Origin of the sequence: Amycolatopsis sp. NBC_01307 (genome assembly GCF_035975215.1) — a bacterium.
In the GTDB taxonomy this organism is placed as follows: Bacteria; Actinomycetota; Actinomycetes; order Mycobacteriales; family Pseudonocardiaceae; genus Amycolatopsis.
The window spans coordinates 8525292-8551827 of sequence record NZ_CP108403.1 but is presented as its reverse complement, the minus strand read 5'-3'; the positions used below and the strand labels follow the sequence as shown (position 1 = coordinate 8551827).

28 protein-coding genes are annotated in these 26536 nt (G+C 70.4%); 17 read left to right on the top strand and 11 right to left on the bottom strand.

Annotated features, from left to right (window positions below; all coding sequences use genetic code 11):
• Window positions 1–31: 31 nt before the first annotated feature.
• The 6 genes from trmB to OG439_RS37855 all read right to left on the bottom strand — a co-directional run bounded on the left by trmB (window position 32) and on the right by OG439_RS37855 (window position 4966).
• Window positions 32–703: a tRNA (guanosine(46)-N7)-methyltransferase TrmB gene (gene trmB / locus OG439_RS37880; RefSeq protein WP_442788312.1), complete on the bottom strand. Its 672-nt coding sequence runs from the start codon at window positions 701–703 to the stop codon at window positions 32–34.
• Between the two features lie 44 nt (window positions 704–747).
• Window positions 748–1299 (bottom strand): hypothetical protein, encoded by a 552-nt coding sequence (locus tag OG439_RS37875; RefSeq protein WP_247063827.1) that lies wholly within the window; start codon window positions 1297–1299, stop codon window positions 748–750.
• 176 nt (window positions 1300–1475) lie between these two features.
• A complete protein-coding gene (locus OG439_RS37870; RefSeq protein WP_326945353.1) occupies window positions 1476–2237 on the bottom strand; it encodes a hypothetical protein in 762 nt (253 codons plus the stop codon).
• Window positions 2234–3145 carry an ATP-binding cassette domain-containing protein gene (locus OG439_RS37865; RefSeq protein ID WP_326945352.1) on the bottom strand — a complete coding sequence of 304 codons (912 nt, stop codon included), beginning with the start codon at window positions 3143–3145 and terminating at the stop codon, window positions 2234–2236. Before OG439_RS37865 ends, OG439_RS37870 begins: the two co-directional genes overlap by 4 nt.
• Window positions 3146–3245: 100 nt before the next feature.
• Window positions 3246–3998, bottom strand: coding sequence for a hypothetical protein (locus tag OG439_RS37860; protein ID WP_326945351.1), 753 nt, complete (start codon window positions 3996–3998; stop codon window positions 3246–3248).
• Between the two features lie 29 nt (window positions 3999–4027).
• The gene (locus OG439_RS37855; RefSeq protein ID WP_326945350.1) at window positions 4028–4966 is read right to left on the bottom strand and encodes an ABC transporter ATP-binding protein; all 939 of its coding nucleotides are present in this window, start codon (window positions 4964–4966) and stop codon (window positions 4028–4030) included.
• A gap of 207 nt (window positions 4967–5173) precedes the next feature.
• On the opposite strand from OG439_RS37855, the gene OG439_RS37850 reads away from it, so the two are divergent.
• Together OG439_RS37850 and OG439_RS37845 are read left to right on the top strand one after the other, a co-directional pair.
• A complete protein-coding gene (locus tag OG439_RS37850; protein WP_326945349.1) occupies window positions 5174–5761 on the top strand; it encodes a TetR/AcrR family transcriptional regulator in 588 nt (195 codons plus the stop codon).
• Window positions 5758–6669: an SDR family NAD(P)-dependent oxidoreductase gene (locus tag OG439_RS37845; RefSeq protein WP_326945348.1), complete on the top strand. Its 912-nt coding sequence runs from the start codon at window positions 5758–5760 to the stop codon at window positions 6667–6669. Before OG439_RS37850 ends, OG439_RS37845 begins: the two co-directional genes overlap by 4 nt.
• On the opposite strand, the gene OG439_RS37840 is transcribed toward OG439_RS37845, so the two are convergent.
• Both OG439_RS37840 and OG439_RS37835 read right to left on the bottom strand, forming a co-directional pair.
• Window positions 6666–7322: a response regulator gene (locus OG439_RS37840; protein ID WP_247059510.1), complete on the bottom strand. Its 657-nt coding sequence runs from the start codon at window positions 7320–7322 to the stop codon at window positions 6666–6668. The two genes, OG439_RS37845 and OG439_RS37840, sit on opposite strands and share 4 nt — an antisense overlap.
• On the bottom strand, window positions 7319–8497 hold the full coding sequence (locus OG439_RS37835) for a sensor histidine kinase (protein ID WP_442788313.1): 1179 nt from the start codon (window positions 8495–8497) through the stop codon (window positions 7319–7321). The genes OG439_RS37840 and OG439_RS37835 overlap by 4 nt, the downstream gene beginning before the upstream one ends.
• Window positions 8498–8686: 189 nt before the next feature.
• Here OG439_RS37835 and OG439_RS37830 point away from each other — a divergent pair, with 189 nt between their 5' ends.
• The 13 genes from OG439_RS37830 (at window position 8687) to OG439_RS37770 (ending at window position 21754) form a co-directional block, all read left to right on the top strand.
• Window positions 8687–10207, top strand: coding sequence for a dynamin family protein (locus OG439_RS37830; protein WP_247063822.1), 1521 nt, complete (start codon window positions 8687–8689; stop codon window positions 10205–10207).
• Between the two features lie 61 nt (window positions 10208–10268).
• Window positions 10269–10916 (top strand): hypothetical protein, encoded by a 648-nt coding sequence (locus OG439_RS37825; protein WP_326945347.1) that lies wholly within the window; start codon window positions 10269–10271, stop codon window positions 10914–10916.
• Between the two features lie 45 nt (window positions 10917–10961).
• Window positions 10962–11441: a YqeB family protein gene (locus tag OG439_RS37820; RefSeq protein ID WP_326945346.1), complete on the top strand. Its 480-nt coding sequence runs from the start codon at window positions 10962–10964 to the stop codon at window positions 11439–11441.
• The gene (locus OG439_RS37815) at window positions 11438–12052 is read left to right on the top strand and encodes a TetR/AcrR family transcriptional regulator (protein WP_326945345.1); all 615 of its coding nucleotides are present in this window, start codon (window positions 11438–11440) and stop codon (window positions 12050–12052) included. Before OG439_RS37820 ends, OG439_RS37815 begins: the two co-directional genes overlap by 4 nt.
• 192 nt (window positions 12053–12244) lie before the next feature.
• Complete coding sequence (locus tag OG439_RS37810; RefSeq protein WP_442788314.1) at window positions 12245–12586, top strand: nucleotide exchange factor GrpE; 342 nt, start codon at window positions 12245–12247, stop codon at window positions 12584–12586.
• Window positions 12583–14421 carry a dynamin family protein gene (locus OG439_RS37805; RefSeq protein ID WP_326945343.1) on the top strand — a complete coding sequence of 613 codons (1839 nt, stop codon included), beginning with the start codon at window positions 12583–12585 and terminating at the stop codon, window positions 14419–14421. The genes OG439_RS37810 and OG439_RS37805 overlap by 4 nt, the downstream gene beginning before the upstream one ends.
• 104 nt (window positions 14422–14525) lie before the next feature.
• On the top strand, window positions 14526–15239 hold the full coding sequence (locus OG439_RS37800) for a hypothetical protein (protein ID WP_326945342.1): 714 nt from the start codon (window positions 14526–14528) through the stop codon (window positions 15237–15239).
• 350 nt (window positions 15240–15589) lie between these two features.
• Window positions 15590–17413, top strand: coding sequence for a phosphoenolpyruvate carboxykinase (GTP) (locus OG439_RS37795; RefSeq protein WP_326945341.1), 1824 nt, complete (start codon window positions 15590–15592; stop codon window positions 17411–17413).
• 124 nt (window positions 17414–17537) lie between these two features.
• On the top strand, window positions 17538–18380 hold the full coding sequence (locus tag OG439_RS37790) for a TIGR03621 family F420-dependent LLM class oxidoreductase (RefSeq protein WP_326945340.1): 843 nt from the start codon (window positions 17538–17540) through the stop codon (window positions 18378–18380).
• 13 nt (window positions 18381–18393) lie between these two features.
• Window positions 18394–19269: a TIGR03621 family F420-dependent LLM class oxidoreductase gene (locus OG439_RS37785; RefSeq protein WP_326945339.1), complete on the top strand. Its 876-nt coding sequence runs from the start codon at window positions 18394–18396 to the stop codon at window positions 19267–19269.
• On the top strand, window positions 19266–19871 hold the full coding sequence (locus OG439_RS37780) for an ABC transporter ATP-binding protein (protein WP_247059500.1): 606 nt from the start codon (window positions 19266–19268) through the stop codon (window positions 19869–19871). The genes OG439_RS37785 and OG439_RS37780 overlap by 4 nt, the downstream gene beginning before the upstream one ends.
• Window positions 19865–21145, top strand: a complete 1281-nt coding sequence (locus OG439_RS37775) for a hypothetical protein (RefSeq protein ID WP_326945338.1) — start codon at window positions 19865–19867, stop codon at window positions 21143–21145. Before OG439_RS37780 ends, OG439_RS37775 begins: the two co-directional genes overlap by 7 nt.
• Window positions 21146–21175: 30 nt before the next feature.
• Window positions 21176–21754 carry an EndoU domain-containing protein gene (locus tag OG439_RS37770; protein ID WP_326945337.1) on the top strand — a complete coding sequence of 193 codons (579 nt, stop codon included), beginning with the start codon at window positions 21176–21178 and terminating at the stop codon, window positions 21752–21754.
• Between the two features lie 25 nt (window positions 21755–21779).
• On the opposite strand, the gene OG439_RS37765 is transcribed toward OG439_RS37770, so the two are convergent.
• The gene (locus tag OG439_RS37765) at window positions 21780–22052 is read right to left on the bottom strand and encodes a helix-turn-helix domain-containing protein (RefSeq protein WP_326945336.1); all 273 of its coding nucleotides are present in this window, start codon (window positions 22050–22052) and stop codon (window positions 21780–21782) included.
• Window positions 22053–22166: 114 nt separating this feature from the next.
• Window positions 22167–23786 carry an alpha/beta hydrolase gene (locus OG439_RS37760; RefSeq protein ID WP_326945335.1) on the bottom strand — a complete coding sequence of 540 codons (1620 nt, stop codon included), beginning with the start codon at window positions 23784–23786 and terminating at the stop codon, window positions 22167–22169.
• Between the two features lie 200 nt (window positions 23787–23986).
• Here OG439_RS37760 and OG439_RS37755 point away from each other — a divergent pair, with 200 nt between their 5' ends.
• Window positions 23987–24268 carry a DUF3311 domain-containing protein gene (locus tag OG439_RS37755; protein ID WP_326945334.1) on the top strand — a complete coding sequence of 94 codons (282 nt, stop codon included), beginning with the start codon at window positions 23987–23989 and terminating at the stop codon, window positions 24266–24268.
• Window positions 24265–25923: a monocarboxylate uptake permease MctP gene (gene mctP / locus OG439_RS37750; protein WP_326945333.1), complete on the top strand. Its 1659-nt coding sequence runs from the start codon at window positions 24265–24267 to the stop codon at window positions 25921–25923. Before OG439_RS37755 ends, mctP begins: the two co-directional genes overlap by 4 nt.
• Here mctP and OG439_RS37745 read toward each other — a convergent pair.
• Complete coding sequence (locus OG439_RS37745; RefSeq protein WP_326951717.1) at window positions 25917–26519, bottom strand: hypothetical protein; 603 nt, start codon at window positions 26517–26519, stop codon at window positions 25917–25919. The genes mctP and OG439_RS37745 overlap by 7 nt on opposite strands.
• Window positions 26520–26536 lie beyond the last annotated feature (17 nt).

Here is a 26536-nt window from a genome sequence, read left to right as displayed (position 1 = left end):
GGGATCCGGGGAGAGGTCCCCTTCAGCGTTTCTAGCGCTTCTCGAAGATGAGGTCGTGCGAGACGCGGCCGTCGACGTCGGCGCGCTGCTCGAACTTGGTCACCGGCCGCCACTCCGGGCGCGGCGCCCAGCCGTCGTACCGGTTCTTCAACGCCGGCTCGGCGGAGCAGACCTCGAGCATCTGCTCGGCGTAGTTCTCCCAGTCGGTCGCCATGTGGAACGTCCCGCCGGGCGCCAGCCGCGACGCCACGAGCGCGGCGAACGACGGCGACACGATCCGCCGCTTGTGGTGCTTCTTCTTCGGCCACGGGTCCGGGAAGAACAGCCGGACGCCGTGCAGCGTCCCGGGCTCGACGTGCTCGGTGAGCAGCACGACGGCGTCACCGTGCAGCAGCCGGAGGTTCTCGACGCCCAGCTTTTCGGCGCGCAGCATCAGCTGGCCGAGGCCCGGGTCGTAGACCTCGACGGCGACGTAGTTCAGCTCCGGCGCCGCGGCGGCCAGCTGCGACGTCGTCTCGCCCATGCCGGAGCCGATCTCGACCAGCACCGGCGCCTCACGGCCGAACCACGCGCCGAAGTCCAGCGTCCCGGCGGGCAGCTCGCCCACCGTGCGGCCGACTTCCGGCCACAGCTCGTCCCACGCGCGTTGCTGCCCGACGGTCATCCGGCCACCGCGCTTGACGTAGCTGACGACGCTGCGCAGCCGTCGACTGTCCTCGTTTTCCACCAAGCGAGGCTAACCGGTGGTCACCGAGCGGCTTCGAACTCCCCGAGCCGGGACCGCAGGCCGGCCAGTCCGGCGACCGGGATCGGGTCCGGCGTCGGCCCGGTGTGCGCCGGGAGGACGTCGATCCAGCCGCCGTGCCGATCCGTGTTCATCACCGTCGTGGGAATCGCGTGTCCCGATTTCCCGCGTTCGGACGGCATGAACTCCCAGTAGCCCGATTCGCCGTCCGCGGCCCAGGGGACGAATTCCCAGCCCGGCCGCCTGCCGAGCAGTTGCGCGATGCGGTCCTCGACGCGGAAACCCTGTTCCCGGGAATCGAGCTTGCCGTCCGCGACCGCGCGCAGCCACCACGGCGCGGGGATCGGCCCGGCCATCCCGGCCGACGCGCGGAACAGCGCCAGCACGCTGTCCTCGGGCGCGCGATGCACCCAAGCACGGCGAAGTTCCGCGGGCGTGCCCGCCGCCATGGCGTTCTGCGGGAGTTCGATGGCCCGCGACCATTCAAGATCCAACATGGGTTCGAGCCGCGGTGCGTCGTCTTCGACGCGGGCCCGGGGAATCGTGCTGCCCAATTCTTGACCGGTGTCCACCGCCAAGGATCACCTCCAGGGGAGCTCAGACGGGTCCGGTTCACTCACTTACGAATATTGCCTGGTCATAGCATTATGTCCGGCGCCTGTGAGAGAAGCCACAACGTTTTCATCTTCTCTTAACACAGTTTTGTGGAGTAGTGAGACGGCGATCACGCTCAGGCGTCACGCTTCGCCGTGACGACCACGCCGGCCACGAACAGGGCAACGCTGATGGCCGCGAAGTAACCGAGGTAGCCCCACGGGCTCAGCGGCGCGGCCGACAGCTGCAGCGGCCCGGCGGCGAAGCCACCCGCGCCGACGAACTCGTCCGCGGCGTGGAACGGCATCCACTGGTAGATGTGCCTGCCCGCGCCCGGGATGAAGACGACCAGGCCCTCCAGCAGCTGCGTCCACACGAGCACCGCGGCCAGCGCGAAGGCGACGTTGCGCAGCAGCAGCGCGACGCCGACGCCGGCCACCGCGGTGAACAGGAAGACGAGGCTCTGGCCGAGCACCGAGCGCCACTCCGCACCCGAGTGCAGCGCGAGATCGGCGTCCGGCTGCACCAGCGTCCCGACGCCCCAGGCGCCGAAGCCGACGACCAGCCCGAGCACGGCACCCACCGCGCCGATGATCGTCACCTTCGCCAGCAGCGCGGGCACCCGGCGCGGGACGGCCTGGAAGGTCAGCCGCATCGTGCCCCAGCCGAACTCCGACGCCGTCGCGAGCACGGCGAGCACGAGCAGCACGGTCCGGCCGTTGCCACTCGCGAGCTGCGTGTTGCCGACGGTCGCCGGGATCTCCGGCCCGGCCAGCGCGAAGAACAGCGCCGTGAAGCCGAGCGGCGCGACGAACGCGAGGGTCAGGCACCACCACGGCGCCCGGGTGCTGAAGAGCTTGATGCGCTCGGCGCGGAGCAGGTTCGACGTCGTCGTCACTTCGCGACCTCCGGAGCGGCGGAGAATTCGACGGCCTCGCGGGTGAGGTCGAGGTAGGCCTGCTCGAGCGAGCCGGTGATCGGGCTCAGCTCGTGCAGCGTCGCACCGGCGTCGAAGGCGAGCTGCCCGATCCGGTCACTGTCCACTCCGGACACCACGAAGGTGCCGTCGGCCTCGGTGAACTCCACCTGCCCGGTGAGCGCGGCCCGCAGCTCGTCGGCGTGCGGGGTGCGCACGCGCACGCCGTGGTGGCTCGTGCGGGCGACGAACTCGTCCATCGTGCCCTGGTAGATCAGCCGGCCCCGGCCGATGACGACCAGGTCCTGGGCGGTCTGCGCCATCTCCGGCAGCAGGTGGCTCGACACGAACACGGTCCGGCCCTCGGCGGCGAGCGAGTGCAGCAGCTGCCGGATCCAGGCCATGCCCTCGGGGTCGAGGCCGTTGACCGGCTCGTCGAACAGCAGCACACGCGGGTCGCCGAGCAGCGCGGCGGCGATCCCCAGCCGCTGCAGCATGCCGAGCGAGTACCGCCCGGCCCGCGTCTTCCCGACGCTCGTCAGCCCGACCAGCGCCAGCACCTGGTCGACGCGCTTGTCGGGGATGCCGTTGGTCGCGGCCAGCCAGCGCAGGTGATCACGCCCGCCGCGGCCGGGGTGGCGCCAGCCGGCGTCCAGCATCGCGCCGACCGTCGTCAGCGGGTCCTTCAGCTCGGGGTACGGGACGCCGTCGATGAGCACGGTCCCGGCGTCCGGCGTGTCGAGGCCGACGATGAGCCGCATCGTCGTGGACTTGCCGGCGCCGTTCGGGCCCAGGAACCCGGTGACGCGGCCGGAGCGCGCGGTGAAGGTCAGCTGGTCGACGGCGGTCGTGTCGCCGTACGCCTTGGTCAGTGCCGTCGCTTCGATCATCCGCCCACCCGTCCCGTCGCGGTGAGCCTAGCGAGAAACGAAAAATCCGGGTCGCCCCCCGACAGCGCGACCCGGATTTCCCGTTTTCCCCTGTTTCCCCTCAGGCGTCCCGCTTCTTCGCCACCCCGAGGGCGATGAGCAGGAACACGATCGAAACCCCGGCGAAGTAGGCCAGCGCCCAGCCCGGGCTCAGCGGCGAATCCGACGGTGCCGGGCCGTTCCCGGCCGGCGTCGAGCCGACGAGGAACTTGTTGGCCACGTTGAACGGCATCCACTCGTGGATGTGGTTGCCGATCTTCGGGATCAGCTGCACCAGGCTCTCGACGGCCAGTGCGTAGATGAGCAGCAGCGCTATCGCCCCGGCGCTGTGCCGGATCATGATGCCGATGGCGACGGCGAGCACCGCGCTGAAGGCGAAGATCAGGCCGAGCCCGGCGACGTTCGCCCAGTCCTGGCCGGTGGTCAGCGCGAGGTTGTCGTTCGGGCGCATCAGCTTGGCGAGGCCCCACGCGCCGAACCCGGCGATCTCGCCGAGGATCAGCGCCATCAGGCCGACGACGACGGCCTTGGCGACCAGCGCCGGCGAGCGGTGCGGCACCGCCTGGAACGTGGTGCGGATGGTGTTGAAGCGGTATTCGGTGGTCACCGCGAGGGCGGCGAGCACCATGACGACGGCGATGCCGAACTGCGAGCCACCGAACTGGGTGGCCGAGACGGTCAGCGAGTCGCCGGCTTCGGTGGCGCCGGCCAGGATGGCGGCGAAACCGACGGACAGGACGAGGGTGATGAGCGCGCACCACCACGGCGAGCGGGTGGTGAACAGCTTGATGCGTTCGACCGCGAGCAGGTTCATGATCTTTGGTTTCCCCGTGGAGGTTTCGGTTACTTGGCGGACTCGAGCACTTGGTGCGCCTCGGCTTCGAGACCGGTGTGGTACTCGACGGAGTCGCCGGTGATCTGCATGAAGGCCTGCTCGAGCGAGCCGGTCTGCGGGCTCAGCTCATGCAGCACGATCCGGTGCTCGGCGGCGATCTCGCCGATCTTGTCGCTGTCCATCCCGGACACGACGAGCGCCTTCTCGTCGCCGGTGACGCCGGCGCTCGCGCGCTGCAGGACGTCACGCAGCTCGGTCAGCTGCGGCGAGCGAACCTTGACCGTGTTCTCCGCGGCGCGGGAGACGAAGTCTTCGGTCGACGACTGCGAGATCAGCTGCCCGCGGCCGATCACCACGAGGTTGCTGGCGGTCAGCGCCATCTCCGAGAGCAGGTGGCTCGACACGAAGACCGTGCGGCCTTCCTCGGCCAGCCGGTGCATGAACTTCCGGATCCAGAGGATGCCCTCGGGGTCGAGGCCGTTCACCGGCTCGTCGAACAGCAGCACCTCGGGGTCGCCCAGCAGGGCGGCCGCGATGCCGAGCCGCTGCGACATGCCGAGGGAGAACCCGCCGGCGCGCTTGCTCGCGACGTTGCTCAGGCCGACGGTGTCGAGCACCTCGTCGACGCGGGCGGCCGGGATCTTGTTGGACTTCGCCATCCACTGCAGGTGGGCGCGCGCCGAGCGGTTGGGGTGCACCCACTTCGCGTCGAGCAGCGCTCCGACGGTCCGCAGCGGCTGCTTGAGGTCGTGGTACTTCTTGCCCCCGATGGTGACCTGGCCCCCGGTGGGGTTGTCCAGGCCGAGGATCATGCGCATGGTGGTCGACTTGCCCGCCCCGTTGGGACCGAGGAAGCCGGTGACCTGCCCCGCGGCCACGGAGAACGACAGGTTGTTCACCGCCAGCGTCTTTCCGTACCGTTTGGTGAGGCCCGTTGCCTCGATCATGGCTTGCTCCTCTTCGCCCCTCGCTTACGACGTACCTATCGTCGCGGGTGAGGACCTGTTCGCGCGTCACCCTGTAGACCGAACCGGGCCCCCTACCTGAGTAGTACCTTCCTGGCTTTTCGGCCGATGCGCGATCGGTGATGACCCTGACCCGACCCTGATGCCGACCCGGGTGACACCATTAATGAACTGTGGTTCAATAACGCCGTGGCCCGGCCGAGGAGCATCACCGACGAGCGGCTGCTGGCCGCGGCGGAGACCGTGATCGGCCGGTGCGGACCCGGCTTCACCCTGGCCCAGGTGGCCGCCGAGGCCGGGGTCGCGGTCGGCACGGCCGGGCAGCGCTTCGGGTCGAAGGCCGGTCTGCTGCAGGCGCTGAGCCGGCGCGCGACGACCCGCGCGGTCGAGCAGATGCGGGCGTGCGCGGATTCCTGGGATGACCCGATCGTGGGACTGCGCGAGGCGGCCGTGACGGTCTACGCGGTGCTCGGCGACGCCGAAGAGGCGGCCAACCACCTGGGCCAGCTCGGCGTGGACATCGGCGACCCGGTGCTGCGGGCGCTGCTGGGCGAGCACTACGCGGCGGTGGAGGCGGAGCTGGGCCGCCTCGTCCGCGCGGCGGCGGGAGAGCTGCCGCACGCGCCGAGCGTGCCCCGCGCCGCGCGGGCGTTGCTGGCGGTGATCAACGGGGTGTCGCTGGACTGGTCGATCCGGCCGCAGGGGCGGCTGGCCGACCGGCTGGCCGAGGACGTCGACGCGGTGTTGACCGCGTGGCGGGGACGGGAGAAGACATGAGTTTGCTGGGCAAGGTCGCGGTGGTCACGGGGGCGACCCGGGGCTGCGGCCGCGCGATCGCGGTGGAACTCGGCCGTGCGGGGGCGATGGTGTACGTCACCGGCCGGTCGACGCGCGAAACGACGTCACCGATGAAGCGTCCGGAGACGATCGAGGAGACGGCGGAACTCGTCGAAGCGGCGGGCGGCAAGGCTGTCGCGGTGCGCTGTGACTTCACGTCGGTGTCCGATGTGGACGCTCTGAAGGCGCGCATCGAGTCCGAAGTGGACGGAGTCGACATCCTGGTCGACGACGTCTGGGGCGGCGACATGTACTTCCACTTCGACGCGCCCTTCTGGGAAACGCCGCTGGAAGACGCGCTGAGCCTGACGCACAACGCGCTCGACACGCACCTCATCGCGCTGCACAAGCTGCTGCCACTGGTGGTCGCCCGCCGCGGGCTCGTGCTGGAGGTGACCGACGGCGACAACGACGACTACGTCGGCGCGGGCCTGCCGTACTACCTGGCCAAGTGCGGCATCCGCGCGCTCGGCCGCGCACTGGGCGTCGAGCTGAAGAAGAACGACTGCGTCGGCCTCGCCGTCACCCCGGGCTTCCTGCGCTCGGAGTCGATGCTGGACATCTTCGAGGTCACCGAGGCCACTTGGCGCGACGCGGTGGGCAAGCTCGCCCCGGTCGACTTCAAGATCTCCGAGACCCCCTACCTGCTGGCCCGCGGCGTCGCGGCCCTGGCCCAAGACACCGACGTCGCCCGTTTCGCAGGGCAAACGCTGGCGTCCTGGACCCTGATGCACGAATACGGCCACACGGACATCGACGGCGACCGCCCGGACTTCGGCCGCTGGCTCACCGAAGTCCGCAACACCGGCAAAGACCCGGCAACCACACCCCCGGACGACTACCGCTAGGCGAGGCCGGGGCGGGCGAGGCCGGTTTCGTAGGCCAGCACCACCGCCTGCACCCGGTCGCGCAGGTCCAGCTTCGCCAGGATCCGGCCGACGTGCGTCTTCACCGTCGCCTCCGAGAGGAACAGCGCCTCGGCGATCTCCAGGTTCGACATGCCCTTGGCGATCAGCACGAGCACCTCACGCTCGCGGTCAGTGAGCACGTCCAGCTCGGCCGTGTCGCGCATCGGCGTGCCGCCGGCGCCGACGAAGCGGTCCAGCAGCCGGCGCGTCACCGACGGTGAGACGACGGCGTCGCCCGAAGCCACCGCCCGCAACGCCGAGACCAGGTGGTCGGGCTGGGTGTCCTTCAGCAGGAACCCGCTCGCCCCGCCCTGCAGCGCCGCGTAGACGTACTCGTCGAGGTCGAACGTCGTCATCACGAGCACCCGCGCGGTGCCGTCGGCGACGATCTTCTTCGTCGCCTCGACGCCGTCGAGCACCGGCATCCGGACGTCCATCAGGACGACGTCGGGGCGCAGCTGTTCGGCCAGCCGGATGGCCTGGGCGCCGTCGCCGGCCTCGCCGACGACGTCGATGTCCTCCTGCGCGCCCAGCACCATCCGGAACCCGACACGCATCAGTTCCTGGTCGTCGACGACCACCACACGGATCACTGCGCCAACCTAACCGGCAGCGCCGCGCGGACCTGCCACCCACCACCCGGTGCCGGGCCGACTTCGAGCGTCCCGCCGTAGACGTGGGCGCGTTCGCGCATGCCGATCAGCCCGTTGCCGCCCGGCACGGCCAGCCGGGGCGTGGCGCGGCCCGCGGGGATCAGCTGCGGGAGGCGGCCGGCGCCGTCGTCCGACACCAGGACCTCGACCAGGTCGCCGGTCCGGTGCAGCCGCACGGACGCGGTCGCGCCGCGTCCGGCGTGCTTGAGCGTGTTGGTCAGCGACTCCTGCACGATCCGGTACGCCGCGAGCGACACCCCGGCGGGCAGGTCGCCGAGCTCGTCGGTCTCCAGCGTCACCGGCACACCCGCCGCGCGCATCCGCTCGGCCAGGTCGGCGATGGCGTGCGCGTCCGGCTGCGGGACCCGCGGCTCGCCTTCGGCACGGTCGTTGCGCAGGACGTCGAGCAGCGCGCGCAGCTCGCCGAGCGCGCCGCGGCCGGTCTCGGAAATCGTCTGGAGGGCTCGCTGGGCGAGCTCGGGGTTGCTGCGGATCGCGTACGAGGCGCCGTCGGCCTGCACCACCATCACGCTGACCGCGTGCGCGACGACGTCGTGCAGCTCGCGCGCGATGCGGCCGCGTTCCTCGGCCACCGCGATCCGGGTGGCCTGGTCGCGTTCGGTTTCGAGCAGGTGCAACCTCGCCTCCACTTCCACGTCGTAGGCGCGGCGCGCCCCGACGAACTCGCCGAGCGTCCAGCACAGCGCGATGCCGAACGCCAGGAACAGCACCGCGATGAGGATGTCCCCGGACTGCTCGATCAGCAGCTGGACGGCCGACGCGACCACGACCGCGCCGACGAACACCACGCCCTGGCGCCGCCCGGCGTAGACGACGACGGAGTAGATGCTCATCGCCAGCCCGGCCGCGCTGCCGATGCCGAGCATCAGCGCCGCGTGCACGATGCTGATCACGAGCACGACGTACGCCGACCACAGCGGCGACTTCCGCCGGAACACCAGCGGCGTCACCATCGCGATGATCACCGGGATCCCGACGTACCAGGGCGGCAGTTCGGGCACCTCGGCGAAGCCATCGGCGGCGAAGAGCATCAGGTCGAATAGCCCGAGCAGGACGGCCAGCACCGAGTCGCCCGCCATGGGGTGGGCACGCATCCAGAGACTCAGCCGTCGCACCAGGCAACACTAGGTCCCGGCCCGCGGATCCCGCGTCGGTCGCCGGTACCACCTTCGGTGCGACCCAGGGATGAGGCTCGTGGGACGATTCCCGGGGTTGTCCGTACGACGGGAGGGCTGGGGGCCGTGACGTCACCGGAGCAGGGCCGGCTCGCCGGTCCGCTGTCGATGTCCGTGGCCAACCTGTGCCACCGCCTGCAGTCGCAGGTGTCCGCGCGGACGTCGGCCGGGTTCGCCGAGGTGCTGCGCCGGCTCGGCGCGCCGCTGCAGGTGGCCGTCGCCGGGCGGATCAAGTCGGGCAAGTCGACGCTGGTCAACGCGCTGATCGGGCGCCGGGTCGCGCCGACCGACATCGGCGAGTGCACCCGGCTGGTGACCCGCTTCCAGTACGGCACGGTGGACCGCGTCGAGATCGTCTTCACCGACGGCCGCAAGCAGGTGCTCCCGTTCGCCTCGGACGGGATGATCCCGGCCGAGCTGGGCGTCGACATCACCAAGGTCTCGCACATCGAGGCCTACCTGACCAACGCCGTCCTGCAGGGCATGACGGTGATCGACACCCCCGGCCTCGGCTCGCTCGACGCCGCGTCGGTGTCGCGCACCGAGCTGCTCCTCGGCGCCGCGAAGCACCGCAAAGACGACGACGAAGAGGGCTCCGACGACCTCGACGACACCTCGCGCAACGCCGTCGCCGGCGCCGAGGCCGTCCTCTACGTCGTCACCCAGGGCGTCCGCGCCGACGACCAGCAGGCGCTCGCCGCGTTCACCGCGGCCACCGCGAGCCGCGAGGCCGGCCCGGTCAACGCCATCGCCGTGCTGAACAAGGCCGACACCATCGCGCCCGAGTCGGTCGAGGGCTCCGACGGCGACATCTGGAAGGCCGCGACGATCCTCTCGGAGAAGCAGGCCTCGACGCTCAAGCCGCGCGTCGCCGACGTGCTGCCGGTGATCGGGCTGATCGCGGAGTCCGCCGAGTCGGGCGGCTTCACCTCCGCCGACGCCGAGGCGCTGCGGGCGCTGGCCGACCTCGACGACGACGTCCTGCAGACCATGCTGATCTCGGCCGACATCTTCACCAGCTGGGAGTGCGACGTCCCGGCCGGCACCCGGCTGCGCCTGCTGGAGAAGCTCGACCTGTTCGGCGTCTCGCACGCCGTCGACGTCATCCGCAAGGAACCGGAGATCACGGCGGGCGCGCTCCGGCGGTCCCTGCTGGACGCGTCCGGCCTGGAAGCCGTGCGGCAGCGGCTGTCGATCGTGTTCGCCGCCCGCGCCGACGGGATCAAGGCGGCCGCGGCGCTCGCGTCGGTCACCGCGCTCGCGCACGCCTCCGGCGACCCGGCCGAGCGCCAGCGCGTGCACGACGCCATCGAGGTGCTGCTCGCCAAGCCCGAGGCCCACCAGCTGCGGCTGCTCGAAGCGCTGACGCTGGTCGCCTCCGGCGCCGTCGACATGCCCGAAGACCTCTCCGAAGAGGTGCTGCGGGTGGGCAGCAACGCCGACATCGGCGCCCAGCTCGGCAAGCCGGGCGCGCCCCGGCCGGAGCTGGCCGCGCACGCGCTGGAGCGCGCGGGCTGGTGGCGGTCCTTCGCGTCGTTCGGCGCGACGCCCGCGCAGAGCCGCGTTGCGCACGTGGTGCACCGTGCATATTTCCTGATCTGGCAGCAGGTGCGCGAGCCACAGGCCTGACGCTTGTTTCACCTTGCCGACTTCTCCTGGAGAAGCGGCTTTTCCGCGTACTGTGGAAAGCGTGCAGCTGGAGAACACGACATCCTGGCGAGCGGGCTGGAGCAGCGAGACGGAGATCGACGTCGCGCTGTACATCCGTGACGCCTTGGCGCTGTCCGTTTCCGAAGGACAGGTCCTGCCGCCGGTGGAGCCGCAAGTCCCGGTGCACGTCCCGCCGGAGATCGACCGCGCCGCCGTCCAGGAGCAGTGGGCGGACTGGTGGAACGACCTCCTCGCGTTCCTGCGCGGCCGGGTGGACCCGGACCCGCGCAGCCCGCGCAACCGCTACGGCAGGCCCGCGCTCGCCCACGATTCGGCGATGCGCCAGGCGATCGAGTACTTCGCCCCGGCCGCGTCCCGGCACTTCGCCAACGCGCGCGGCCCGGCGCTGCGCGGGGCGGGCGAGCCGTCGGGCACGACCCCGTGGGCACCCGGCTTCTACCGGCGCCAGATCGTCGCCGGCGAGCGGCTCGGTCAGCTCGTGCGGGAGGCCGAGGTCCGGCAGGGGCGGCGCGCGTACCCGTTCCGGCTGAACGTCATCGAGATCTCCGTGGCCGGCTCGATCTGCCTGCGCACGGCCGACGACCAGCTGCTGGTCTCGTCCCGGTTCGCCGAGGACGGCCCGGGGCTGGAGGCCAAGCTCCGCGAGGTCATCAACGAGCTGGTCTGACCCCCGGCTTTCATAAACCGAGCGCGCGGTCTGATAATGGACGGCATGGAGACGACCGTCGACGAGCCGTCGTGGCTGCGCACCGGGTCCTGGGTCGGCTGCCCGCTGGCGGGCGCCGCGCTGGGCGTCGGGGTGTGGGCCATCGCCGCGTGGGTCACCGGCCTGCCGGCCTTCCCGTTCCAGGGTGTGTTCAAGGTGCTCACGAAGCTGCCGCAGCCGTGGGCGACGCTCGCCGCCGTCGCCGGCGGCCTGGTGCTCGGGTTCGCGTTCGCGGTGATCTGGGCGCACGACCGGCTGGTCGTCACGGTCTCGCCGGCCCGCGTCACGCTGGTCCGCGGTGAGAAGACACGGCGCATCGAAGCCGAGCTGGACGCCGTCTACCTCGACGGCAAGGAGCTCGTCCTGCACACCGTCGACGGCCGGGAGATCGCCCGGGAGAAGACCGACCTCGGCGGGCCCGAGCTGGCCAGGGCGTTCGCCGAACACGGCTACCCCTGGCTCGACGAACCGCCGGCCGAGCGATGAGGACGGTCGACCCCGCGAAGCACGCGGCCAAGCGCCGGGCGATCGTCGACGCCGCCGCCGGGTGCTTCGCCGAGAAGGGCCTGGAGCGGACGACGACCGCGGACATCTGCCGCGCCGCGGGCATCAGCTCCGGCAGCCTCTTCCACTACTTCCCCACCAAGCGCGCGGTGTTCACCGCGATCTTCGAGGAAGACGCGCGCGACACGGCCGAACGGCTCGCCGCGGCGGCCGAGGCGGCCGACCCGTGGACCGCGCTGCTCGACGTCGCGCTCGCGCTGGCCGCCGAGGTCGCGCACCCCGCCATCGCCCGGCTGGTGCTCGAGGCCGCCGCGCAGGCCGCGCGCGACGACGAGTTCGCCGCGCTGATCCGGCGCAACGAACGCGCGCTGGCCGACGGCCTCGCCGTCTTGATCGAGCGGGCCGTGGCCGCCGGGCTGATCGACCCCGGCGTCCCGCCGCACGCCGCGGCGGGCTGGGTCGCCGCCCTCGCCGACGCGCTGATCACGCGGGCGGCGTTCGACCCCGACGTCGACACCGCGGCCGAACTCGCGGTCCTCCGGACGATCTTGATCCGGTTCCTTCGCCCGGTTTCGCCCCCGGATGGCGTCTGAGTGCTCCAAACTGGTGGAATCTGCGGTGAGCCGGACGGGGTGGTGCGGGTGGCGTGGTTTCGGAAGGACGGCGTGGTGGATGCCGACGAGACGCCCACCGGCCAGATCCCGGCGCTGAGCATCGCGCAGATCATCGAAGAGGCCGACGCGGAGAAGGGAACCGACGGCGCGAAGCCGGCGTCGGACACCGATGTGCACCCCTTGCAGCCGGTCATCACCTCCCCGATCGACCTAGAGCACGCACTCGCCGATCGCCAGGCCTTGATCCAGATGTGCTTGTACGCACTGGATCGCGCCCGCAGCGGCGGTGTTGTCGAACGGCTCGAAGAGGGGCTGGCCGCGATCGGCGTCCAGGCCCTGCGGCCCGACGGCGAGCGGTTCGACCCGGCCCGGCACGAAGCCGGCGGCGCGCTGCCGACCGAAGACCCGTCGCTGGACGGCGTCGTCGCGGAAACCGAGGTCACCGGCTTCGCCGACCACGACCGCCTGCTGCGTGCCCCGATCGTCATCGTCTACGCGAAGAAGACCCCGTGAGCGCACCCACCGCGCCGAGCCTGCCCGCGCAGGTCCAGGCGGCCCGTGACCAGCTGCTGACCGTCGTCCGCGACGCCGACCCCGACGCCGCCAGGTGGGTCGACGCCATCCGGAAGGCGCGGCCGAAGAAGCCGGCCGTCGTGGTCGTCGGCGAGACGAACCGCGGCAAGAGCTCCCTGGTCAACGCCCTGCTCGCGCGACCGGGACTGTCCCCTGTGGACGCCGACGTCGCCACCGCCACCTACCTCGTGTTCGACCACGCGGAGACCTGGGGCGCGCAGGCCTGCTACCCCGGCCAGCTGGCACCGGTGCCGATCGACCTCGGCCAGCTGATCAACTGGGTGTCGGCCGCGCACGAGCTGCCGCCGGGCCAGATCCCGCCGCGCTACGTCGAGGTCACCGGCCCGGTGCCGCTGCTCGAACGGCTTTCGCTGGTCGACACCCCCGGCGTCGGCGGGCTCGACTCGATGCACGGCGAGCTGGCCAAGGAGGCCGCCGCGGGCGCGACGGCGCTGCTGTTCGTCGTCGACGCGTCCGCGCCGTTCACCTCGACCGAGCTGCAGTTCCTGCGCGACGTCGGCGAGCGCGTCGAAACCGTGGTGTTCGCGCTGACCAAGGTGGACATGTTCCGCGGCTGGCGCGAGGTGCTGGCGGCCGACCGGCAGCTGCTGGCCGAGCACGCGCCCCGCTTCGCCGACGCCGTGTTCCACGCGGTGTCGCCGCGGATGTTCGAGACGGCCGCGAAGGCGCCCAACGAGCAGATGGCCGCGATGCTGCGGGAGAAGTCCGGCATCGCAAGCGTCCAGACGGCGTTGCAGGAGCTGCTGGTCGGCCGCTCGGCGATGCTCGGCGAGGCCAACACGCTGCGCGCGTTGTCCAGCGCGCTCGCCGTGCTCAAGGCGAAGCTGCAGGCCGAGAGCCGGGCGCTGTCGGCGGGCGAGGCCGAGGCCGAGCAGCTGCGCGAACGCCGTGACCAGCTGCAGGCCGAACGCCGGACGTCGACCCGCGGCTGGCAGCTGAAGCTGCGGGGCGAGGTGCAGCGCACCCGCGTCGAGGTGCTGCACGAGAGCAGCCGCCAGATGCGGGACGCGCAGACCCACTTCCGGCAGCTGATCGATGCCGCGAAGCGCGACGAGCTGACCGCGTTGCCGCAGCAGGTCGACATCGCGCTGCAGACGACGTCGCAGCGGATCTCGATGCTGCTTTCCCAGCGGCTCAACCAGGTCACGAACGTCTCGCTGTCGGAGCTGTTCTCGCCGGAGGAACTGGACGTCATCCGCGCGCAGTTCGCGCGCGCCGGCGGGCCGCCGGTCGTGCTGCGCCCGCCGGACAAGAAACCGCCGACGGCCGAGGACAAACTGCTCGTCTTCATGGGCATCTCGGGCGGCGTCGGTGCGGGCAAGGTGGCCGCGCTGCCGCTGGCCGGCGTCGCGATCCTCAACCCGGTGGTGCTGCCGGTGACGATCATCATCGGCCTCGGCGCGGGCTGGTGGATGGCCCGCACGCGCAAGCACGCGGCCGACAAGCAGCACATGAAGCAGTGGCTCGTCGAAGCCATCGCGGACGCCCGCTCGACGCTCGACCAGCTCGTCGCCGAGCAGCTCATCGAGGCCGAGCAGCAGCTGTCGATGGCCCTGGACGAGGCCCTCGGCCGGCGCATCGACGCGATCGAGGCCGAGCTGAAGGAAGTCGACAAGACGATCAAGATGGGCGCCCAGGAACGGGCGAAGAAGATCGCGATCGTCTCGAAGCGGCTGAAAGAAGTCAGCGACGGCCGTGACCGGGCCGAAGCGTTCCTGACCCGGATCCGGGCATTGCGGGACAAGCCGGCCTGAGCGCGCGTCCGGTTGTGGTGGGGAACCGAACCGGCCTACGGTGAGTCATACCCTCAGACAGCAGGTCGGAGAACGGCGTTACCCGGTTCGAAGGGGGAAGTCCCATGTGGGTCGACGAGAGTGGCGGCAGCGACACCGACGCCAGTGGTGCCGAGGCGATGACCGTGCACGTCGACGGCCAGGAGTACCAGGCCGAGGTCAACTACGACGTGAACGACGACGGCGTCAACGACACCGCGATCGTCGAACACGACGACGGCACGGCCCAGGCCTTCATCGACACGAACCACGACGGCCAAGCCGACCAGTACGCCGTCCTCGACGAGACGGGACACGTCGTCGAGCAGGCCGTCTACGACGAGGCCAGCGGCGAGTGGATCCAGTCGGAAGGCGGGGGCCACGACGACTCCGACTCCGGCACCGGCCACGAGGACAGCTCCGGCGGCCACATCCACGCGGACATGCCGGACGGTGAGGTCGACGCGGGGGCGGCGACCATCGACACCGACCACGACGGACACAACGACACCGCCGTCGTCGAGACGAAGAGCGGCGGCACCATCGCCTTCACCGACAAGGACGGCGACGGCGAAGCGGACATCGCGGTGCAGGTCGACGCCGACGGCACGTCCACGACGTTCGAGCACAGCGGCCCCGGCCAGTGGACCGAGGTCTCCAGTGGACTGCTGGATTCGGGCAGCGACCAGCAGATCGGCGACCCCGCGGGTGACGCCGAGTGGGGCGGCGCCGGCACGCAGACGCTCGAGGGCGTCGCGCACATCGACTCCGGCACCGGGCAGTGGATCTCGCCCAACTGAAACGTTACCCAGGTCACAGTTTGAAAGCCCGGCGCACGCGCGCCGGGCTTTTTTCATGTCGCAAATGAAAACAAGCAGGTCACGGGTGTGAGGCCGCCCACCGCAAGATTTACTGCGAATGCACCGATCCGGTGACGTCTGAATCGATTCCCTTATCGTTCTTGTGAGAGAACGTACACGTCAGCTCTCGGTTACCTGCCGGTCATGCGGCTACTCTCGGGGAATCCCAAAAAACGCACACCGGCTTCGCCAGCCGGTGTGCGAAGCCATTCGGTCGCCGGCAACGCAGCCCGCTCCGGAACACAGCCGTTCCGAGCGGGCTCATTTGTCGTCGGAAGTCAGGAGCAGAGATGACCGCAGTCGCCATCCCCGGACTGGACACCGCGCCGACGACGCACACCGGCGTGCTGTCCTTCGTCCGGGAGGTCGCCGAACTGACCACCCCGGACCGCGTGGTGTGGGTCGACGGGTCTGACGAAGAAGCCGCCCGGATCAACCAGGAGCTCGTCGAAGCCGGCACGTTCGTGCAGCTCAAGTCGAAGCCGAACTCCTTCTGGGCCACCTCCGACCCCAACGACGTCGCCCGCGTCGAGGACCGGACCTTCATCTGTTCGGAGCGTCCCGAGGACGCCGGTCCCACCAACAACTGGACCGACCCGGCCGAGATGAAGGCCACCATGACCGAGCTCTTCCGGGGCTCGATGCGCGGCCGCACGATGTACGTCATCCCCTTCTGCATGGGCCCGCTCGCCGACGAGAATCCCAAGCTGGGTATCGAAATCACCGATTTCGCCTACGTTGTCGCCTCGATGCGCGTGATGACCCGCGCCGGCCGCGCCGCCCTCGACAAGTTCGTCGGGCCGGACGGCAGCGAGCGCGAATTCGTGCCCGCGCTGCACTCCGTCGGCGCGCCGCTCGAGCCCGGTCAGAAGGACTCTTCCTGGCCGTGCAACGAAACGAAGTACATTTCGCACTTCCCGGAGGAGCGCGCGATCTGGAGCTACGGCTCGGGTTACGGCGGCAACTCGCTGCTCGGCAAGAAGTGCTACTCGCTGCGCATCGCCTCGGTGATGGCGCGCGACGAGGGCTGGCTCGCCGAGCACATGCTGATCCTCAAGCTGATCTCCCCCGAGGACAAGGTCCACTACGTCGCGGCGGCGTTCCCGAGCGCCTGCGGCAAGACCAACCTCGCGATGCTGCAGCCGACCATCCCGGGCTGGCGCGCCGAGACCCTCGGTGACGACATCGCCTGGATGCGCTTCGGCGAAGACGGCCGGCTCTACGCGGTCAACCCGGAGTTCGGCTTCTTCGGCGTCGCGCCGGGCACCGACTGGCACACCAACCCGAACGCCATGCGCACCATCGAGCAGGGCAACACGGTCTTCACGAACGTCGCCCTGACCGACGACGGCGACATCTGGTGGGAGGGCATGGAGAACCAGCCCGAGCACGCCACCTCCTGGAAGGGCCAGGAGTGGACGCCGGAATCGAGCGAGAAGGCCGCGCACCCGAACTCGCGCTACTGCACGCCGATGTCGCAGTGCCCGATCCTCGCCGACGAGTGGGACGACCCCAAGGGCGTGCCGATCTCGGCGATCCTGTTCGGCGGCCGCCGCAAGACCACGGTGCCGCTGGTCAACGAGGCCCGCGACTGGCAGCACGGCGTCTTCATGGGCGCCACCATGTCGTCGGAGACGACGGCCGCGGCCGCCGGCGCGGTCGGCAACGTGCGCCGCGACCCGATGGCGATGCTGCCGTTCCTCGGCTACCACGCCGCCGACTACTTCAAGCACTGGCTGACGTTGGGCAAGAACGCCGACGCGAACAAGCTGCCGAAGATCTTCTACGTCAACTGGTTCCGCCGCGGCGACGACGGCCGCTTCCTGTGGCCGGGGTTCGGTGAGAACTCGCGCATCCTGAAGTGGGTCGTCGACCGCGTCGAGGGCAAGGGCAACGCGGTCGAGACGCCGATCGGCTTCGTGCCGCGCGCCGAGGACCTCGACACCGAGGGCCTCACCGAGTCGCTCGAGGACATCCAGGCCGCCCTCGACGTCAAGCCCGAGGAGTGGCGCGCGGAGCTGCCGCTGATCGAGGAGTGGTTCGACAAGATCGGCGACACCGTGCCGACGTCGCTGCGTGACGAGCTCGACGCGCTGGCCCAGCGCCTCGCCTGAGTCTCTCTGCCGAGAAGGGGACGTCCCGTGTGGACGTCCCCTTCTCTGCTGTCACCGGGGCTTCGCCCCGGGCCGGGGGCTCCGCCACCCGGACCCCCCGAAAGATCCCAGGTAGGTTCGCGCCATGAGACCGTTCCGCTTCGGGGTGGCACTGGTGACGCCCGGCTCACGGGCCGGGTGGGTGGCGAAGTGCCGCCAGGCCGAGGACCTCGGTTACGACGTCGTCGGCGTGGTCGACCACCTCGGGCGGGTCGCGCCGGTGCCGGCGCTGCTGCTGGCGGCCGAAGCGACCGAGCGCGTCAAGCTGAACACCTACGTGCTCAACGCGAGCTTCCACAACCCCGTGCTGCTGGCCCGCGACCTCACCGGGCTCGACGAGTTCACCGGCGGTCGCCTCGAGATCGGGATCGGCGCGGGGTACGTCCGCGCGGAGTTCGAGGCCGCCGGGATCGAGTGGGGCACACCCGGACAGCGGTTCGCGCGGCTGAAGCGCGTGGTCGCCGAGATCGAGCGTGCGTACGCGGGTCGCCCCCGGCCGCCGCTGCTGCTCGGCGGCCGCGGCGACCGGATGCTGGAGTTCGCCGCCGAGCACGCCGACACCATCGCCTTCACCGGCACCGCGCCCGGCGCGGCCGAGGGACGGCTGGCCCTGGCCGGTCCCGCCGCGGTCGCCGAGCGCGTCGACTTCGTGAAGCGGGCGCTCGGCGGTCGTGACACCGAGCTCAACCTGATGGTCCACCTCGTCCGGATCACCGACGACCGGCAGACGGCGCTCGAAGAGGCCCACCGGCTCGTGCCGCACCTCGGCGCCGACGAGCTGGGCGAGCTGCCTACCGTCCTCATCGGCTCGGCGGAAGCGGCGGCCGAGCAACTGCTGCGCACGCGCGAGACGCTCGGCATCAGCTACTTCACGGTGATCGAGGACGACCTGACCAGGCTGGCCCCGGTGATCGAAAAGCTCCGCTGAGTACCGTGTCCCTATGACTGGGGACTTCCGCTTCGGCGTGAACATGGTCGTGCCGGACAGTCGCGCCGCGTGGGTCGGGAAGTGCCGCCAGGCCGAGGACTTCGGCTTCGACGTCGTGTCCGCGGCCGACCACCTCGGGTTGGCGCCGCCGTTCCCGGCGCTCGTGCTCGCCGGCGAGGTCACTTCGCGCGTCAAGCTCAACACCTACGTGCTCAACACGCCGTTCTACAACCCGGTGCTGCTCGCCCGCGACGTCACGGGCACCGACCGGTTCACCGACGGCCGCCTGGAGCTGGGGCTCGGCGCGGGGTACGTCAAGCAGGAGTTCGAGGCCGCCGGGCTGCCGTTCCCGTCCGCCCGCGAGCGCGTCGACCACCTCGAACGCACGATCCTCGAACTCAAGCGGTCCTACGCCGACCCGGAGCACAAGCCCGCGCCGGCGCGTCCGGAAGGCCCGCCGCTGCTGCTCGGCGGCCGCGGCGACCGGATCCTGACCCTCGCCGCCGAGCACGCCGACATCATCGGCTTCACCGGCACGGCCAAGTCGCCGGACGCCGGCGCGCTGGTCCCGGCGAGTGCCGAGGACATCGGGGAGCGCGTCGAGTTCGTCCGGTCGAAGCTCGGCGACCGGGCCGTGGAGTTCAACCTGCTCTGCCACTTCGTGAAGATCACCGAAGACCGCGCGGGCGCGCTCGAGGACCTCGCGAAGCTGACGCACGGCGTGCTGAGCGCCGAGCAGCTCGCCAGAGTCCCGACCGCGCTGGTCGGCCCGCCCGCCGAGGTCGCCGAGCAGCTCCACGCGCACCGCGAGCGGTTCGGCCTGACCTACTTCACCGTCCTGGAGCACAACATGGCCCAGTTCGCCCCGGTCCTCGAAGCGCTCCGATGATCGACGCGAAGGGGATCGGCGTCCGCGCCGGCGACATCTGGCTGTTCGACGACCTCGACTTCAGCGTCGACGCCGGTGAGGTCGCCGCGATCGTCGGGCCGAACGGTGTCGGCAAGTCGACGTTGATGCGCTGCTTCTACGGCATGCAACGGCCGCAGCGGGGGCGTGTGCTGGTGGACGGCAAGCTGCCCGACGAGCGGGACGTCGAGTTCCGGCGGAAGGTGTCGGTGCTGTTCGACGACTCCGACTTCTTCGCCGAGCTGACCCCGTTGCAGCACCTCGACCTGCTCTCCGGCACGTTCGGCGCCGACCTCGGCGACCACCAGGACCTGCTGCGCGACGCGGGCCTCGGTGAACGCATGCACGTCACGTCCGGGCACTTCTCCGCCGGCCAGCGCCGTCGGTTGCTGCTGCTCGGCGTCACCGCGCGGCCGCACCGCGTCCTGCTGCTCGACGAGCCGGAGCGCGCGCTGGACACCGCGGGCAAGGAGTGGCTGGTCGAGGTGATCGCCCGGTCGACGGCGGCCGGCGCGGCGGTCGTGGTGGCCACCCACCACCCGCCGCTGCTGGAGGCCGCGGACAGCGTGCTCGAACTGTGGTGACCGTCGCGCCGCGGCGGATGAAGATCCCGGGCCGCAAGCGCTTCGGCGGGATCTTCAGCGGCGACACGGCGTCGTTCGTCTTCCTGTTCGGCTTCGGGTTCCTCTTCACGGCGTTCTTCCACGTCGACGGCTGGCGCCCGGCGGTCTACGGCTCGTCGCGAGTGGACTTCCCGGCCGTCCTCGGCCTGCTGACGCTGTGCTGCGCGGTCGGCTGGCGCGGCCTGCTGCGCCGCGGGTTCGCCTGGGTCGAGCCGGCCGAACTGACCTGGCTGGACTTCGCCCCTGTGGACCGCGGCCGCGTGGTCGCGCTGCGGCTGCTCGGCGCGTGGACCGGCGTCGTGGCGGTGACCGGTTACCTGGCCGCGCTGCTGCTCGCGGTCGGCGGCGGCGGGCTCGACGAGTGGCGCGCGGGGATCGCCGTCGTCGCGGCGACCGCCGTGATCGCGTACGTGACGGCGCGTCGGACGGCGTTGTGGTTCGACGCGGCCGGCCCGCTGGTGCTGGCGGTGCTCGGGCTGGCGATCGCCGCGTTCCACCTCGGCGCCGCCACGGTGGAGTTCGTCGCGGCCGGCGTGGTCGTCGCGGCCCTGCCGCTGGCGTTCGGCGGCGAGCCGGTGACGCGCGCGGGCCGGTCGGCGCTGCTCGCCGGCTGGGAGGGCCGGGTGCTGCGCTCGGTCGCCGTCACCTTTCTCGACCCGATGATGCTGCTCCCGCCGTCGGCGCCGGTCGGGCGGATCTCCGTGCGCCGCCCGACGCCGCTGCGGCTGGCCGTGGCGGAAATCGTCGGCCGGACCAAGTACGCGGGCGCGGCCGTGCTGGTCGGCTTCGCGATCGTGGTCGCGCACATCGCGCTGCCGACGCTGCCGGGCCCGGTCCTCGTCGGCCTCGGCGCGTACCTCGCGTTGACGCCGTTCAGCGCCGGGCTCGGCGAGCTGTGGCGCAACCCGGGACGTCGCCGCTGGCTGGGCTCCCCGGACCGCGACCTGGTGCTGGCGAACGGCCTGGTGCTCGCCGGCGTCGGCCTGCTGTGGGCGGTGGTGCTGTACGGCGTCACGCTGGCGGCCGGGACGTCGTTCGCCGGGCCGGCGTGGCTCGCGGTGCCGCTGTCGGTGCTTTCGATCCTGCGCACGGTCACCCGCAAGGCCGTCGACTACGGCAACCCGGCGTTCGTGGACACCCCCATGGGCCCGATGCCCGCGAACCTCGTCCGCCAGCTCTTCCGCGGGCTCGACCTGCAGGTTATCGGGATCGTGCTGCTTTCCTTGCGCATTTGACCTACCCTCGATGCGACGAATGGAGCAGTCATGGGTGGCGGACACGCGTCAGGGGTGGGGCGCCGGGCGACCAGCGAGTTCCCGCCGGGCTGGAACGACGAGCACATCATCTCGGTGGTGAAGGACGTCGCGAACGACCCGAGCGAGGCCCGGCGGCAGCAGCGGAACGGCCGTTGGCGGTGTGCCGGCGAGCGGTTCAACGTGCACATCGTCGTGCTGGTCGAGGAGAACGGCTACGTGCACACGGCCTACCCGGTGGCGGGCCCCGGCGTGACCCGCAACCCGGACGCGGCCCGCGACCCGGCGAACCCGACGGTCGCCGACCTCAAGGAGAACCGCATCAGCTTCTTCGCCGACAGCGTGCTCACGATGCTCGGCGACCGGCTCTCCCCCGAGGACTTCACGCACTACCGCACGCTGCTGTGGTCAGGCGAGTGGGAAGAGCTGGCGGACGTCCTGGCCGCGCACGCGGCCAAGGTGGACCTGAAGTTCTCGGCCGACGAGCTGTCGGACTTCGAGAAGCTGCTGAACAGCTACGACCTGCCGGTAGCGGGCTGCGCGTTCCTCAACGACCGCGACCACATCCTGACGCAACTACGCCAGAGCTAGGCGAAGGGAGCCGGGCCAACTGCACCTAGCTGGCCTGCGAAAGCGGTGGTGACGCGGCCGGCGCGACGGCCGCGCGCAGCTCGTCCAGCGGCAGGCCGACGGCGTCCGCGATGGCCGTGACCGTGAAGAACGCCGGCGTCGGGATGCGGCCGGTCTCGATCTTGCGGAGCGTCTCGACCGAGATGCCGGCTTCCCCCGCGACGTCGACCATGCTCCGGCCGGCCCGTGCCGTCCGCAGCGCCTGACCGAGGCGTTCGCCTCGCTCGCGCTCTTCCTCCGTCAGCGGTACTCGCACCATGAAACCAATTCTAATACCAGTAGTTATCCACTGCCTGTGGACAACTCTGTGCACAGGTGTGGAAAAGCCCCGCCGAACCGGAGTTCGGCGGGGCTTCCACAACACCTGGTGGCGTCAGGCGCCCGGAGGCACCGGAAGTGCCACACCGGGCAGGCTCTGGTCGTTCGGCACAACACCGTCGACCAGGTAGGCCTCCACGACCTTGTCCACACCCGCGTTGCCGCCGGCGTAGATCCCGTGGTCACCCTCGCCGGTGATCGTCAGCATCCGCGAACCCGCGAACGCCTTGTGCGCGCGGCGCGCGCCCTCGATCGGCGTCGCCGGGTCGTGCTCCGACTCGACGATCAGCACCGGCGGGACACCCTTGCCGTCCAGCACGGGCAGGGGCGCCGGGGTCTTCTTCCAGAACAGGCACGGCTGGATGAACCAGCCGGCGCCCAGCAGCGGCTGCTGCTTGTCGATCAGCTTCTGCGAGTCCTTGATGGCACTGTTCGTCGTGCCGGTCCACGGACCCTCGTTGCAGGGGATGCTCCAGAAGCTGGCGTCGTACGAGTCGCCGTCGCTCGGCACCATCAGCGGCTGCGGGCCGAAGGTGGTGGTACTCGTGTCGCCGGCCTTGACCTTCTGCGCGGCCGCGGCCTTGGCCTGCGCCGAAGCGCCGCCCTGGGTCAGCGTGCGGACGCTGACCAGGTAGTCGGCCAGCGCCGGGAAGGCGCGCTTCGAGTAGATCTGCGACGCGATGAAGGCGTCCAGGCCGTTGGCCGACACGCTCGAACCGTCGGGCAGGGTGACCGCGCCCTGAGTCAGGGCGTAGCGGACCTGCTCGTAGGTCTGGCGGGCCGCCTCGCCGGTGGTGCCGAAGTGGTAGAGCTTGTCGTACTTCGCCACCCACGGGAGGAAGTCGGACCGGAAGCGGCGCTCGAAGCCGAGCGGCTGCCAGTCGAACGACTTCTGCCAGGTCGTCGTGAACTCCGTCGAGGAGTCGAGCACGAACCGGCCGGTGCGCGCGGGGTAGGCCTGGGCGTAGTGCGCGCCCATCCAGGTGCCCGCGGAGTAGCCGACCCAGTTGATCTTGTCGCGGCCGAGCAGCACGCGCAGCAGGTCGATGTCCTTGACCGTCTGGTCGGTGTTGATCAGCGGGCCGAGCTCGCCGGACTTCACCTGGCACGACTGCGCGGCGTACTTCGTCGCCTGCAGGATCAGGTTCAGGTTCGCGCGGTCGCGGTCACGCGGGTCCAGGTCCGAGCCGGTGCCGATGGCGCCGCCGCACGTGATGTTCGTGCTCTTGCCGGTGCCGCGCGGGTCGAACCCGACGATCTCCTGGTGCTCCCGCAGCTTCGGCTGGTTGCGCAGCCGCGCCGGGAAGTTCCGGCCGGGCGCGCCGGGGCCGCCGGGGTTGGTGACGACGCTGGCCGTCGCGTCGCCGGTCGCCTTCAGGCGGCTGACGGCGATGGTCAGGTCGATCTGGGCGTTCGCCTGGTACCAGTTGCGCGGCGTCTTGTAGGTCGCGCACTCCATGTCCTCGGCGCCCGCGGGCGGGGCCGTCGGCAGCTCGGAGGGGACTGCGCACTTGTGCCAGTCCAGCTTCTGGTTCGCGTACTGCACCGGGATGTTCGTGGAGTTCCGCGGCAGCTTGGCCGCCGCGGCCTCCTGACCTGCGAACGCAGGCGTGAACCCGGCCAGCAGGGTGCCGGCGATCGCCGGGATCACCACCGCGTAGCGGAGTCGTGTCATACGGTTGCCCCTTTGGATTTTCTTCAAGTGGAGTCGCGCTATTGATATAGGGCGGGTAACGACGGGGCAACCGACGTTGGTCGGGGTGTTGGCCGGCAACGCGGTACGCGGCGATCAAATCGATATCGGACAGACGTGACGTCCCGTCAGCCAGGTTCTAAGGTCAGGCGGTCGGTTACGGGAGTGTTAGGTGAGGTCCGATGTCGACTGTGAAGCACGACGACGGGAAGGTGCGCGGGAAGCCCTTCAACCCGTGGTACCTGCTCTTGATCGTCCCGCTGCTGGTCCTGGTCACGCCACTGTTCAACATGGACGGTCCGCGGCTGTTCGGGATGCCGTTCTTCTACTGGTTCCAGTTCCTCTTCGTCGTGGTCGGCGTCCTCAGCACGTGGATCGTCTACCTGATGACGCGGGAGAAGCCGGCCGGTGACGCCCCGGACAAGCTGAGCGTCGACGACCTGGACGAGGGGGACGCTCGATGAGCAACCTGCAGTGGCCGGAACTGATCATCTTCACGGTCCTGTTCCTGCTGGTCACCGTGCTCGGGTTCATGGCCGCGCGCTGGCAGCGCGGCGGCGGGCTGGACCACCTGGACGAATGGGGCCTCGGCGGCCGCAAGTTCGGCTCGTGGGTCACCTGGTTCCTGCTCGGCGGTGACCTCTACACGGCGTACACGTTCGTCGCGGTGCCCGCGCTGGTGTTCAGCGCCGGCGCGCTCGGCCTCTACGCGCTGCCGTACACGATCGTCGTCTACCCGATCGTCCTGCTCCCGGCCCTGCGGATGTGGTCGGTGTCGCGGGTCCGCGGTTACGTCACCCCGGCCGACTTCGTGCGCGGCCGCTTCGGCTCGCCGATCCTCGCGCTGCTGATCGCCATCACCGGCATCGTCGCGACCATGCCGTACATCGCGCTGCAGCTGGTCGGCCTCGAAGCCGTGCTGCGGACGATGGGCATCAACGGCTCCGGCATCGTCGGGCACCTGCCGCTGCTGATCGCCTTCATCATCCTGGCGGTCTACACCTACCAGTCCGGCCTGCGGGCGCCCGCGCTGATCGCGTTCGTCAAGGACATCCTGATCTACATCGTCATCCTCGTGGCGATCATCTACCTGCCCTCGAAGCTGGGCGGCTGGTCGCACATCTTCGACACGGCGGCGGCGAAGCTCGGCACGCCGAACCCGGCCACCGGCAAGCCGGCCGGGTCGATCCTGCTGAACGCGAACAACCAGCTGCAGTACGCGACGCTGGCCCTGGGTTCGGCGCTCGCGCTGTTCCTCTACCCGCACTCGCTGACCAGCGTGCTGGCCTCGCGCGGCCGCAGCGTCATCAAGAAGAACATGGTCGCGCTGCCGGCGTACTCGCTGGTGCTGGGCCTGCTGGCGCTGCTCGGGTACGTCGCGATCACGGCGGGCGTCAAGCCGCTGACGAACGCGGCGACCGGCAAGCCGGACGGCAACACGATCGTCCCGGTCCTGTTCGACAACCAGTTCTCGTCGTGGTTCGCCGGCATCGCGTTCGCCGCGATCGGCATCGGCGCGCTGGTGCCGGCCGCGATCATGTCGATCGCCGCGGCGAACCTGTGGACGCGCAACATCTACAAGGAGTACATCCGCAAGAACGCGACCCCGCAGGAAGAAGCGAAGCAGGCGAAGCTCGCTTCGCTGGTCGTGAAGCTGGGTGCGGTCGCGGTGATCATCCTGATCGACCCGCAGTTCTCGATCGACCTGCAGCTCATCGGCGGCGTGCTGATCCTGCAGACGCTGCCGGCGGTCGCGCTCGCGCTGTACACGCGCTGGTTCCACCGCTGGGGCCTGATCGCGGGCTGGGTCGTCGGCATCGGCTGGGGCCTGATCATGCTGTATGGCATCCCCAACCCGGCCAACGGAAAGCTCCACTTCGGCGGTTCGGCGTTGTCGCTCGGCAACCTGTCGATCTTCGGCTGGCACCCGTTCTCGGGCTCGCTGGTGCAGATCTACGTCGGCTTCGTCGCGTTGATCGCCAACCTGGTGGTCGCCGCGATCGTCACGGTGATCGCGCGGCAGATGAAGGTGTTCAACGGCACCGACGACACCAACCCCGCGGACTACCTGGCCGACGAGAACGACAAGAACCTGCGCCCGATCGGCGCGGCTCACTGAGCGGTGCGTCTGAGGATCACCGTGCGGGAAACGAGGTAGAGCACCACGCCGTTGAGCAGGTGCCAGAGGAAGTGCGAGCCGGCCGGGACGTAGTCGCAGACGTCCCGGTCGAGCGTGCGCAAGCTCAGTGACAGCGCGAAAATCGCGCCCGCCACAGCGAAGTGCGTCCAGGAGGCGTCGCGCGAGAAGGCGAGAAGCGCGACGACGACGCCGAACGTGATGAGCGCGGAGAGGTAGAGCCCGCCGCCGAGCAACGCCGTGACGACAGTGAGCACGAGGAACGCGGGTGCGGCGAGCCAGGCGAACCGCAGGTAGAACACGCGCGCGAACAACACGACGTACACCAGCACAAAAACGAGAATGCTCACCGAATCCGCGACGCCGGCCCAGCGCGTCGCGAGCAGGTGAAACGCTGTGCTGGCCGCGAAAACGAGTCCGATCAGCCCGGCCAGCAGCCGCCCGGCGCGGTCCCCCGCGGCCAGCCGCCACACGAGCACGGCGGCCACCAGGAACGCCAGGTTGCTGAGACTGTTGAGCGGCTCACCCCAGAGCCCGGGCGCGACCCGTTCGCAGTACCCGTCGACGTAGTCCGTCACGGTGACAGCCAACCATG